This window comes from Pulveribacter suum, assembly GCF_003013695.1.
In the GTDB taxonomy this organism is placed as follows: domain Bacteria; phylum Pseudomonadota; class Gammaproteobacteria; order Burkholderiales; family Burkholderiaceae_C; genus Melaminivora; species Melaminivora suum.
Window position 1 is genome coordinate 2,214,988 of sequence record NZ_CP027792.1, and the last position, 12,425, is coordinate 2,227,412.

Annotated in this window: 8 protein-coding genes; 5 read left to right on the plus strand and 3 right to left on the minus strand. The window is 67.8% G+C overall.

Annotated elements, in window-relative coordinates; translation table 11 throughout:
- Window position 1: 1 nt before the first annotated feature.
- Window positions 2-1,744: a dihydrolipoyllysine-residue acetyltransferase gene (gene aceF, locus C7H73_RS10180; protein WP_106846542.1), complete on the minus strand. Its 1,743-nt coding sequence runs from the start codon at window positions 1,742-1,744 to the stop codon at window positions 2-4.
- A gap of 16 nt (window positions 1,745-1,760) precedes the next feature.
- On the minus strand, window positions 1,761-4,466 hold the full coding sequence (gene aceE, locus C7H73_RS10185) for a pyruvate dehydrogenase (acetyl-transferring), homodimeric type (RefSeq protein WP_106846543.1): 2,706 nt from the start codon (window positions 4,464-4,466) through the stop codon (window positions 1,761-1,763).
- Between the two features lie 173 nt (window positions 4,467-4,639).
- Here aceE and C7H73_RS10190 point away from each other — a divergent pair, with 173 nt between their 5' ends.
- From C7H73_RS10190 to C7H73_RS10210, 5 genes are all read left to right on the plus strand, one after another.
- A complete protein-coding gene (locus C7H73_RS10190; RefSeq protein ID WP_106846544.1) occupies window positions 4,640-7,132 on the plus strand; it encodes a PAS domain-containing sensor histidine kinase in 2,493 nt (830 codons plus the stop codon).
- A 57-nt stretch (window positions 7,133-7,189) separates the two neighbouring features.
- On the plus strand, window positions 7,190-7,816 hold the full coding sequence (locus C7H73_RS10195; RefSeq protein WP_106846545.1) for a response regulator transcription factor: 627 nt from the start codon (window positions 7,190-7,192) through the stop codon (window positions 7,814-7,816).
- Window positions 7,817-7,899: 83 nt separating this feature from the next.
- Window positions 7,900-8,766: a bifunctional methylenetetrahydrofolate dehydrogenase/methenyltetrahydrofolate cyclohydrolase FolD gene (folD, locus tag C7H73_RS10200; RefSeq protein ID WP_106846546.1), complete on the plus strand. Its 867-nt coding sequence runs from the start codon at window positions 7,900-7,902 to the stop codon at window positions 8,764-8,766.
- Between the two features lie 33 nt (window positions 8,767-8,799).
- The gene (locus C7H73_RS10205; protein WP_106846547.1) at window positions 8,800-10,830 is read left to right on the plus strand and encodes a M3 family metallopeptidase; all 2,031 of its coding nucleotides are present in this window, start codon (window positions 8,800-8,802) and stop codon (window positions 10,828-10,830) included.
- A 214-nt stretch (window positions 10,831-11,044) separates the two neighbouring features.
- Window positions 11,045-11,707 (plus strand): glutaredoxin family protein, encoded by a 663-nt coding sequence (locus C7H73_RS10210; protein WP_106846548.1) that lies wholly within the window; start codon window positions 11,045-11,047, stop codon window positions 11,705-11,707.
- 19 nt (window positions 11,708-11,726) lie between these two features.
- On the opposite strand, the gene rpiA is transcribed toward C7H73_RS10210, so the two are convergent.
- The gene (rpiA, locus tag C7H73_RS10215; RefSeq protein ID WP_106846549.1) at window positions 11,727-12,419 is read right to left on the minus strand and encodes a ribose-5-phosphate isomerase RpiA; all 693 of its coding nucleotides are present in this window, start codon (window positions 12,417-12,419) and stop codon (window positions 11,727-11,729) included.
- Window positions 12,420-12,425: the final 6 nt, after the last annotated feature.

Below are 12,425 nucleotides of genomic sequence, written 5' to 3' on the forward strand. Positions count from 1 at the left end.
TTTAGAGAAGGATGCGGCGGTAGTCCGCCAGCACCTGGCCCAGATAGGCGTTGAAGCGCGCGGCGGCGGCGCCGTCGATCACGCGGTGGTCGTACGACAGCGACAGCGGTAGCACCAGGCGCGGCACGAACTTCTCCTTGTCCTCGTTCCACACCGGCTTCATGGCGCTCCTGGACAGGCCCAGGATGGCCACCTCCGGCGCGTTGATGATGGGCGTGAAGTGCGTGCCGCCAATGCCGCCCAGCGACGAGATCGAGAAGCACCCGCCCTGCATGTCGCCCATGCCCAGCTTGCCGTCGCGGGCCTTCTTGGCCAGCTCGCCCATCTCCTGGCTGATCTGCAGGATGCCCTTTTGGTCGGCGTCCTTGAGCACCGGCACCATCAGGCCGTTCGGCGTATCGGCCGCAAAACCGATGTGGTAGTACTGCTTGAAGACCAGCGCGTCGCCGTCCAGCGACGCGTTGAACTCGGGGAATTTTTTCAGGGCTGCCACCACGGCCTTGATGACGAAGGCCAGCATGGTCACCTTGACCGGGCTCTTGGCCTTTTCGCCTTCCTGGTTGGTCTGCACGCGGAAGGCTTCCAGCGCCGTGATGTCCGCTTCGTCGTTGTTGGTGACGTGCGGGATCATGACCCAGTTGCGCGACAGGTTGGCGCCGCTGATCTTCTTGATGCGGGACAACTCCTTGCGCTCCACGGGGCCGAACTTGGCGAAGTCCACCTTGGGCCAGGGCAGCAGGTCCAGCCCGCCGCCTGCGCCCGCGCTGCCCTTGGCCGCGCCGCTGGCCTGGGCCTGGGTCTGCAGGCTGCCGGCCATGACGGAGCGGGTGAAGGACTGCACGTCCTCCTGCGTGATGCGGCCCTTGATGCCCGTGCCCTTGACCTCGGCCAGGGGCACGCCCAGCTCGCGCGCGAACTTGCGCACCGACGGGCTGGCGTGCGGCAGGCCGGGCGTGGGCGTGCCGGGCTGGTGGGCCGGCACGGGCTGCGCGGCCTGCGGCGCTGGCGTCTGCGCTGCGGCAGGCGCCCCGGCAGCCTGGCTTGCAGCCTGCGCGGGCGGCTGCGCCACGGCGGGCGGCGAGACGGCGGGCGACTGCACCTGGGCCGCCGGCGCGGCGCTGCGGGTGGTCTGGCCCTGCACGATGGCGACCAGGTCGCCGACGTTGAGCTTGTCGCCGATGGCCACGCGCAGCTCCTTGATCACGCCCTCGGCGGAGGACGGGATCTCCATGGACGCCTTGTCGGATTCCACGGTGAACAGCGACTGCTCCAGCGTCACCGTGTCGCCCACGGCGACCAGCATCTCGATCACGGCGACGTCCTTGAAGTCGCCGATGTCGGGCACGCGCACCTCCAGCGTTTCGGACGCCGCAGGCGCGGCGGCCGGCTGGGGCGCAGGGGCTGGTGCAGGCGCCTGTGCAGGCGTGGCACTTGCTCCTTTTTCAGGAGCTGCCGGCGCTTGCTCAGCGGGCGCTTGAGCCTGTTTTGGCTCGGATTGCTCGGCGTCGCCAGACTCCAGCGTCACGATGACCGAGCCCTGCTTGATCTTGTCGCCCAGCTGGACTTTCAGCTCCTTGACCACGCCGGTGTGGCTGGAAGGGATCTCCATGGAGGCCTTGTCGGACTCCACCGTGATCAGCGACTGCTCGGCCTGGACCGTGTCGCCGGGCTGGACCAGCAGCTCGATCACGCCCACTTCGTCGAAATCCCCGATGTCCGGGACCTTGATGTCTACCAATGCCATGTCAGCCTCCCCGTTTTCAGGCGTGCAGCGGGTTGATCTTGTCGGCATTGATGCCGTACTTGGCGATGGCTTCGGCCGCCTTGGAGGCGGGCACGATGCCGTCGTCTGCCAGGGCCTTCAGGGCCGCCACCACCACGTAGTGCCGGTTGACCTCGAAGTGCTCGCGCAGCTTGTAGCGGAAGTCCGAGCGGCCAAAGCCGTCGGTGCCCAGCACCTGGTAGCTGCGCTCTTCGGGAATGAAGGCGCGGATCTGCTCGGCAAACGTCTTCATGTAGTCGGTGGACGCCACCACCGGGCCCTGCGTGCGCGACAGCTGCTCGGTGACGAAGGGCACGCGCGGCGCCTCGGTCGGGTGCAGCAGGTTCCAGCGGGCGGCGTCCTGGCCGTCGCGCGCCAGCTCGGTGAAGCTGGGGCAGCTCCAGACGCTGGCGGCCACGCCCCAGTCGTCGGCCAGCAGCTGCTGCGCCGCGATGGATTCGCGCAGGATGGAGCCGCTGCCCAGCAGCTGCACGCTGGGCGCGTCCTTGTCGAGTGCGGGCGCCTGGCTGCACAGGTACATGCCGCGGATGATCTGTTCCTCCGTACCCGGCTGCAGGCCCGGCATGGGGTAGTTCTCGTTCAGCAGCGTGATGTAGTAGTACACGTTCTCCTGGCGCTCGACCATGCGCTTGAGGCCGTGCTGCATGATCACCGCCACCTCGTGCGCGAACGTCGGGTCGTAGCTCACGCAGTTGGGGATGGTGCTGGACAGGATGTGGCTGTGGCCGTCCTCGTGCTGCAGGCCCTCGCCGTTGAGCGTGGTGCGCCCGCTGGTGCCGCCCAGGATGAAGCCGCGTGCCTGCATGTCGCCAGCGGCCCAGGCGAAGTCGCCAAAGCGCTGGAAGCCGAACATGGAGTAGTACACGTAGAACGGGATCATGATCCGGTTGTTCGTCGAGTACGACGTGGCCGCGGCGATCCACGAGCACATGCCGCCGGCCTCGTTGATGCCCTCTTGCAGGATCTGGCCGGCCTTGTCCTCCTTGTAGTACATGACCTGGTCGCGGTCCACCGGCGTGTACTGCTGGCCCTTGGGGTTGTAGATGCCGATCTGGCGGAACAGCCCTTCCATGCCGAAGGTGCGCGCCTCGTCCACCAGGATGGGCACCACGCGCGGGCCCAGCGCCTTGTCGCGCAGGAGCTGCGTGAGAAAGCGCACGTAGGCCTGCGTGGTGCTGATCTCGCGGCCCTCTGCCGTGGGCTCGATGACGGCCTTGAAGGTCTCCAGCGACGGCACGGTGAAGCTTTCGTCGGCCTTCTCGCGGCGTTGCGGCAGGTAGCCGCCCAGGGCCTTGCGGCGCTCGTGCAGGTACTTCATCTCCGGCGTGTCGTCGGCCGGCTTGTAGTAGGGCAGCTTGTCCAGCTCGCTGTCGGGCACCGGGATGTTGAAGCGGTCGCGGATGTACTTGATGTCCTCGTCGGCCAGCTTCTTGGTCTGGTGCACGGTGTTCTTGGCCTCGCCGGCCTTGCCCATGCCGTAGCCCTTGACGGTCTTGATGAGCAGCACCGTGGGCTGGCCCTTGAACTCGTTGGCGGCGTGGAAGGCGGCGTACACCTTCTCCGGATCGTGCCCGCCGCGGCGCAGCTCCCAGATCTCGTCGTCGTTCATGTGCTCGACGAGTTTCGCCGTCTCGGGGTAGCGGCCGAAGAAGTGCTTGCGCAGGTACGCGCCGTCCATGGCGCGGTAGGTCTGGTAGTCGCCGTCCAGCGTCTCCATCATCAGCTGCTTGAGTTTGCCGCTGGTGTCGCGGCGAAAGAGCTCGTCCCAGCCCTTGCCCCACAAGAGCTTGATGACGTGCCAGCCGGCGCCGCGGAAGTCGCCCTCCAGCTCCTGAATGATCTTGCCGTTGCCGCGCACCGGGCCATCGAGGCGCTGCAGGTTGCAGTTGATGACGAAGATCAGGTTGTCCAGGTTCTCGCGCGCGGCCAGGCTGATGGCGCCCTTGCTCTCGGGCTCGTCCATCTCGCCGTCGCCCAGGAAGATCCAGACCTTGCGGTTGGCCGTGTCGGCGATGCCGCGGGCGTGCAGGTACTTCAAAAAGCGCGCCTGGTAGATGGCCATCATCGGCCCCAGGCCCATGGACACCGTGGGGAACTGCCAGAAGCCCGGCATCAGCTTGGGGTGCGGGTAGCTGGACAGCCCCTTGCCATCGACCTCCTGGCGGAAGTTCTCCAGCTGGTCTTCGGTGATGCGCCCTTCCAGGTAAGCGCGGGCGTAGATGCCGGGCGCGCTGTGCCCCTGGAAGTAGATGCAGTCGCCGCCGTGCTTTTCGCTTTCGGCGTGCCAGAAGTGGTTGAAGCCCGCGCCCCACATCGAGGCCAGCGAGGCGAACGAGCCGATGTGCCCCCCTAAGTCACCGCCATCGTGCGGGTGCAGCCGGTTGGCCCGCACCACCATGGCCATGGCGTTCCAGCGCATGAAGGCACGCAGACGCTTTTCGATATGGATGTTGCCGGGGCAGCGCGCCTCCTGCTCGGGCTCGATGGTGTTCACGTAGCCGGTGTGGGCCGAGAACGGCAGGTCGATGCTGTTTTGCCGCGCGTGCTCCAGCAGCTGCTCCAGCAGGAAGTGGGCACGCTCGGGCCCTTCCTTGCCGATGACGGCGGACAGCGCGTCCAGCCATTCGCGGGTTTCCTGCTGATCGACGTCAGCCGGGGCCAGGTTTTTGGTGGGGTCGGACATGCCCAGTCTCCTTTGATTCGATGGCTGCATGAGGGGATGTTCTCCGAAGTTTCGCACAATTTTTCGTCATTTCAAATGGCGCGTGCGTATTTCTTATTATGAAAAATTGCTGCGATCGCACATTATTTCTCCTCATGAAATCGGCTGAAAGCGGCCCTTTAAACTCCACGCCCATGCCCTCCCCTGCCGCCGCGCCCGCACCCCAGGTTTCTGCCGTGAAAAAGCCCGCGCGCTGGTGGCGGTCGTGGTGGCGCAGCCTCTCGCCCACACGCCAGGACCGCTTTGCCGCCCTGGCGCCGCTGGCGGCGGTGCTGATGTTCCTGACGGCGATCGCCGTGTCGTTCTGGTATTTGCGCACCGAAGAGGTGGAACGCGAAAAGGAAGCCCTCAGGCGCGACGTGGAATACGCCCAGCAGCGCGTGCGCCTGCGCCTGCTGGAGCGCCAGGAGCAGATCATGCGGCTGGCCCGCGACCTGTCCAACCAGGAGCTCGAGCGCAGCGAATTCGTCACCCGCGCCGAGAGCCTCATCAGCCAGTACCCCGAGCTGCAGGCCATCACCTGGATCGACGAGCGCCGCCGCATCCGCGCCACCCACGCCGCGCCCACGGTCACCAGCAGCCAGCTGCGCATGAACGGCGAAGTGGTGCGCGCCGGCGACACCGCCGACCTCTTCGGCTTGGCGCGCGACACGCTGCAGCCGGTGTATTCGCAGCCCAGCCTGACCGGCGGCGACACCATCCCGCTGCTGCAACTGCAGGTGCCGCTGGCGCCCGCCGGCAAGTTCGCCGGCGTGGTGCTGGCCGAATACTCCATCGACAGCCTGCTGCGCTACGGCACCCCCACCGAGGTGCTGGCGCGCTACGCCGTCACGCTGCTGGACGGCAGCAACCACCTGCTGGCCGGCACCCCGCTGCCCCCGCGCGCCAGCGGCCTGCTGCCCTGGACCACCAAGGCCAATGCCTACCAGGTGCCCGTCTCGCCCGTGGGCAACGGCCTGGTGCTGCGCGCGCAGGCCTGGCGCACCTCGCTGGGCATGGTGGGCAGCGGCCTGTTCTGGCTGGTGGGCACGCTCAGCGTGATGACCGCCTGGATGCTGATCGCCACCTGGCGCCACACGCGCCGGCGCATGCAGGCGCAGCAGGCGCTGATCGCCGAGACCAACTTTCGCCGCGCGATGGAAAACTCCATCCTGACCGGCATGCGCGCGCTGGACTTGCAGGGGCGCATCACCTATGTGAATGCAGCGTTTTGCCAGATGACGGGCTGGAGCGAGGCCGAGCTGGTGGGCCAGATGCCGCCCTACAGCTACTGGCCCGAAGAGGAGCACGACAACCTGCACGCCAAGCTGGACGAGGAGCTGTCGGGCAAGGTGGCCCCGGGAGGCTTTCAGGTGCGGGTGCAGCGCAAGGGCGGCAACCTGTTTGACGCCCGGCTGTACGTCTCGCCGCTGGTGGATGCGCGCGGCCAGCAGACGGGCTGGATGACGTCCATGACCGACATCACCGAGCCCAACCGGGTGCGCGAGCAGCTCACGGCCTCGCACGAGCGCTTCACCATCGTGCTGGAGGCGCTGGACGCCTCGGTTTCCGTGGCGCCGCTGGGCAGCCAGGAGCTGCTGTTCGCCAACCGCCTGTACCGTCAGTGGTTCGGCTCGCAGACCGCAGGCCACCTGCAGCTGGTGGCGCAGGCTGGCGGCCTGCCCATGCACCGCACGGACGAGGCCTCGCACGACGAGGACGGCCTGATGGGCCTGCCCACCGACACGCTGACCAGCGCCCGCTCGGAGAACGCCGAGATCTACCTGCCCGACCTGGGCAAGTGGCTGGAGGTGCGCTCGCGCTACCTGAACTGGGTGGACGGGCGCCTGGCCCAGATGGTGATCGCCACCGACATCACGCCGCGCCGCCTGGCCGAGGAGCAGGCCGCGCGCCAGGCCGAGCGCGCGCAGTCCGTCAGCCGCCTGATCACCATGGGCGAGATGGCCTCCAGCGTGGCGCACGAGCTGAACCAGCCGCTGACGGCCATCAGCAACTACTGCAGCGGCATGATCTCGCGCATCGAGAAGAAACAGATTGCCGAAGACGCCCTGCTGACCGCCCTGCAAAAGACCGCCCACCAGGCCCAGCGCGCCGGGCAGATCATCCAGCGCATCCGCGACTTCGTGAAGAAAAGCGAGCCCAACCGCCAGCTGGCCGATGTGCAGGAGATCGTGGGCGAGGCGGTGGAGCTGGCCGGCATCGAGCTGCGCCGGCACAACGTGCGCCTGTCGCACTACGTGGCGGCGCGGCTGCCCCCGTTGATGGCCGACACCATCCTGATCGAGCAGGTGCTGATCAACCTGATGAAAAACGGCGCTGAAGCGATTGCCAACGCCGACCGCCCGCCGGCCCAGCGCAGCGTGGAGCTGCGCGTGGTGCCCCGCCAGGTGGACGAGCAGGAAGTCGTCGAATTCACCGTGCAGGACACCGGCCGCGGCCTGGCGCCCGAGGTGCTGGCGCATTTGTTCGAGGCGTTCTATTCCACCAAGAGCGAGGGCATGGGCATCGGCCTGAACCTGTGCCGCAGCATCGTGGAGTCGCACCAGGGCCGGATGCACGCGGAGAACATCTACAATGGTCCGGAGGTCACGGGCTGCCGGTTTTCCTTCTGGTTGCCGCTGGCATAGGCCCTCTGGCACTATCAATTCAATAGCGACGCCAACGCCGCTCCGAGGATTTTCTGCATGAGCCTGACTCCCAAAAAAGGCACGGTCTATGTCGTCGATGACGACGAGGCCGTCCGTGATTCCTTGCAGTGGCTGCTGGAGGGCAAGGACTACCGCGTGCGCTGCTTCGACTCTGCCGAGTCGTTCCTGTCGCGCTACGACCCGCGCGAGATTGCCTGCCTGATCGTGGACATCCGCATGGGCGGCATGACGGGCCTGGAGCTGCAGGACCGCCTGGTCGAGCGCAAGTCACCCCTGCCCATCGTCTTCATCACCGGCCATGGCGACGTGCCCATGGCTGTCAACACCATGAAGAAGGGCGCGCTGGACTTCATCCAGAAGCCCTTCAACGAGGAAGAACTGCTGGGCCTGGTCGAGCGCATGCTGGACCATGCCCGCGAGTCCTTCGCCGGCCACCAGCAGGCCGCCAGCCGCGACGCGCTGCTGTCCAAGCTGACCAGCCGCGAGGCGCAGGTGCTCGAGCGCATCGTCGCCGGCCGCCTGAACAAGCAGATCGCCGACGATCTGGGCATCAGCATCAAGACCGTAGAGGCGCACCGCGCCAACATCATGGAAAAGCTGGGTGCCAACACCGTGGCCGACCTGCTCAAGATCGCCCTGGGGCCCACGGCGGCCAAGCACTGATGCTCTCATTTCGATAGCTGCCTGCGCAAGCTGCATAAGCGCCAGGCAGCTTTTTCATTGGTAAAACCTTTTCGAGCAACGCCATGACTGCCCAACTCATCGACGGCAATGCCCTGTCGCGCCAGCTGCGCGGCGAAGTCCGCAGCCGCACCGCCGCCCTCGCAAGCCGCGGCATCACCCCCGGCCTGGCCGTGGTGCTGGTGGGCGACAACCCGGCCAGCCAGGTCTATGTGCGCAACAAGGTGCTGGCCTGCGAGGACGTGGGCTTTCATTCGGTGCTGGAGAAATACGACGCCAGCCTGACCGAAGGCGAACTGCTGGCGCGCATCGAGGCGCTGAACAACGACCCGGCCATCCACGGCATCCTGGTGCAGCTGCCCCTGCCCGCGCACATCGACGATCACAAAGTGATCGAAGCTATCTCGCCCGCCAAGGACGTGGACGGCTTTCACGTCGCCAGCGCCGGCGCGCTGCTGGTGGGCGAGGCCGGCTTCAAGGCCTGCACGCCCTACGGCTGCATGAAGATGCTCGAATCCATCGGCATGAAGGACCTGCGGGGCAAGCACGCCGTGGTCATCGGCCGCTCCAACATCGTGGGCAAGCCCATGGCGCTGATGCTGCTGGCGGCCAACGCCACCGTCACCGTCTGCCACAGCGGCACGGCAGACCTGGCCGCCATGACGCGCCAGGCCGACGTGGTGGTCGCGGCCGTGGGCAAGCGGGGCGTGCTGACGGCCGACATGGTCAAGCCCGGCGCTGTGGTCATCGACGTGGGCATGAACCGCACCGACGAAGGCAAGCTGTGCGGCGACGTGGATTTCAACGGCGTGCGCGAGGTCGCCGGCTGGATCACTCCCGTGCCCGGCGGTGTCGGCCCCATGACCATCACCATGCTGCTGGTCAACACGCTGGAGGCCGCCGAACGTCTGGCCGCCGCCCCGCAGGCTTGAAACTTCGCCGCCGCGCCGCCACTCTTCAAAGCCATGAGCAATCCCCTCCTCGACTTCTCCGGCCACATTCCCTTTGACCGCATTACGCCGGCCGACGTCGCGCCTGCCGTGGATGAGCTGCTGCGCCGCGCGGAAGGCGCGCTGGCCGCCGTCACCGCGCCCGACTTTCCGCCCCAGTGGTGCGCCATCTCGCGCGTGCTGGATGTGGCCACCGAGGAGCTGGGCCGGTCCTGGGGGGCCGTGAGCCACCTGTCCAGCGTGGCCGACACGCCCGAGCTGCGCGCCGCCTACAACGAGGCCCTGCCGCGCGTGACCGAGTTCTGGACCCGCCTGGGCGCCGACGAGCGGCTGTACGCCAAGTACAAGGCCATCGACGTGGCCACGCTCAACCCCGAGCAGCAGCGTGCCCACGCCAACGCCATGCGCAACTTCGTGCTCTCCGGCGCCGAGCTGCAGGGCGCAGACAAGGAGCGCTTCGCCGCCATCCAGGAACGCCTGGCCGAGCTGGCGCAGAAATTCAGCGAGAACGCGCTGGACGCCACCGACGCCTACGCCTACTACGCCGCCCTGGATGAGCTGGACGGCGTGCCCGAGGACGTGATCCAGGCCGCGCGCCAAGCCGCCGAAGCCGACGGGCGCGAGGGCTACAAGCTCACCCTGAAGATGCCCTGCTATCTGCCGGTGATGCAGTTCGCCCGGAACCGCGCGCTCCGCGAGCGGCTGTACCGCGCCTACGCGACGCGCGCCTCCGACCAGGCCGAGGGCGAGGCCGTGCGCTTCGACAACAGCCAGGTCATGGGCGAGATCCTGACCCTGCGCCAGGAGGAGGCCAAGCTGCTGGGCTACGCCAGCTTTGCCGACGTTTCGCTGGTGCCCAAGATGGCCGACTCGCCCACGCAGGTCGTCGCCTTTTTGCGCGACCTGGCCCGGCGCGCCCGGCCATATGCCGAGCAGGATGTGGCCGACCTGCGCGCCTTTGCCGCCGAGCACCTGGGCCTGCACGATCCGCAGTCGTGGGACTGGCCCTTCATCTCCGAGCGCCTGAAAGAGGCGCGCTACGCCTTCAGCGAGCAGGAGGTCAAGGAGTACTTCACCGCGCCCAAGGTGCTGGCCGGCCTGTTCAAGATCGTCGAGACGCTGTTCGAGGTGGAGATCCGCCGCGACGAGGCGCCTGTGTGGAGCCCGGCCGTGGAGTTCTACCGCCTGGAGCGCGGCGGCGAACTCATCGGCCAGTTCTACCTGGACACCCCTGCGCGCACCGGCAAGCGCGGCGGCGCCTGGATGGACGACGCGCTGACCCGCTGGCTGCGCCCTGACACCGAGCAGCTGCAAACCCCCATCGCCTACCTGGTGTGCAACTTCGCCAGCGGCGTGGACGGCAAGCCGGCGCTGCTCACGCACGACGACGTGATCACCCTCTTCCATGAGTTCGGCCACGGCCTGCACCACCTGCTGACGCAGGTGACCGAGCGCGACGTGTCGGGCATCGCCGGGGTCGAGTGGGACGCCGTGGAGCTGCCCAGCCAGTTCATGGAGAACTTCTGCTGGGAGTGGAGCGTGCTGCGCCACATGACCGCCCATGTGGACAGCGGCGAGCCGCTGCCTCGCCCGCTCTACGACAAGATGCTGGCGGCGCGCAACTTCCAGGCCGGCATGCAGACATTGCGCCAGGTCGAATTCGCGCTGTTCGACATGCTGCTGCACGCCGACGCGCAGCCGGCCGAGCAGTTGCAGCCGCTGCTGGCCGCCGTGCGCAGCGAGGTCGCCGTGCTCCAGCCGCCGGCCTTCAGCCGCACAGCCCACACCTTCAGCCACATTTTCGCCGGCGGCTACGCCGCGGGCTACTACAGCTACAAATGGGCCGAAGTGCTGTCCGCCGATGCCTACGCGGCGTTTGAAGAAACCGCTGGCGAGGGCGGTCAGCCCAGCGCCGAGACCGGGCGCCGCTACCGTCAGGCCATCCTGGAAGCAGGCGGCAGCCGCCCGGCCATGGAATCGTTCAAGGCCTTTCGCGGCCGCGAGCCCCGCATCGACGCGCTGCTGCGCCACCAGGGCATGGCATGAAGACCACCCCCTGTGGCCCTTGCGCGCCTGCCCTGGCTGGGCCGCGCCAGTTGCGCAGGGGCCGGTCTGGGCCCGTGCCTGAAGCGCTGATATGAAAAAGTGAGCGGCTGCCGCTTGTTGTGCGCGCGTTTGCAGGTGTTTTGACCAGCAATCCCGCTTCCATCCAGCGTCAGCAGCTATTGTTTTTGAAGAAGAACCCGACCGAGGAGAGACCATGTCCGCCATCCGCCGCGCCGCCACTGCCACCGCCCTCGCCTGCTCGGCACTGGCGCTCTTGCCTGCCGCGCAGGCGCAGCAGGTCTATCGCATCGTCGGGCCGGACGGCAAGGTCACCTTCTCCGACCAGGCGCCGAGCAACGCCGCTGCAGCCTCTGGCGCGCAGGTCAACAGCACGCTGCACAGCGGCGGCGGGGTGGAGACCAATGCCCTGCCCTACGCCCTGCGCCAGGTCGTCTCGCGCTACCCCGTCACGCTCTACAGCGCCAGCGAATGCTCGCCCTGCGCCAGCGCCCGCGCCCTCCTGATGCAGCGCGGCGTGCCCTTTGCCGAGCGCACCGTGAACACCAACGAAGACATCGACGCCCTCAAGCGCCTGGCGGGCGAAGCCAATCTGCCCTTTGCCACCATCGGCACGCAGCAGCTCAAGGGCTTCTCGGACGTGGAGTGGAAGCAATACCTGGACGCGGCCGGCTACCCCGCCCAGTCCCAGCTGCCCGCCAACTACCGCCGCGCCCCGGCCACCCCGCTGGTGGCCCAGGTTGCCAAGCCGGCGGCGGCGCCGGCCTCTGCTGCCGCCCCGCGCGATGCTGCCCCGGCGGCCGCGCGCCCGGCCGCCCCCACGCGCAGCAACGCCAACCCGGCCGGCATCATCTTCTGAGCAGGCGCCTCTGGGGCGCTCAGAACGCCAGGGTGCGCACGCCCTGCGCCGTGCCCAGCAGGCACACGCTGGCCTTTTGGTGTGCAAACACGCCCACGGTCACCACGCCGGGCCACTGGTTCACCTCGCTCTCGAAGGCCAGCGGGTCGGTGATGACCAGGCCCGTCACGTCCAGGATGTGCTGGCCGTTGTCGGTCACCAGGGGTTGTCCGTCCTTCAGGCGCAGCTGGGCGGCGCCGCCCAGCTGCCCGAAGCGGCGCGTGATCTGCGCCGCCGCCATTGGGATGACCTCCACCGGCAGCGGGAAGGCGCCCAGCGCCTTGACCAGCTTGGACTCGTCGGCAATGCACACGAAGCGCTCGGCCAGCGCTGCCACGATTTTTTCGCGTGTGAGCGCCGCGCCCCCGCCCTTGACCATGTAGCCGCGCTCGTCGATCTCGTCGGCGCCGTCGATATAGACCGGCAGCGAGCGGACCTCGCCTGCCTCCAGCACCGGGATGCCCAGGGCGCGCAGCCGCTGGGTGCTGGCCTCGGAGCTGGAGACGGCGCCGCGGATGCGCTCCTTCAGGCCGGCCAGTGCGTCGATGAATTGGTTGACCGTGGAGCCCGTGCCCACGCCGACGATGCTGCCGTCTTCGACGTAGTGCAGCGCGGCCCGGCCGACGAGGGTCTTGAGGGCGTCTTGGGTCAGAGGAGTGTGAGGTGTCGTCATGGGGGA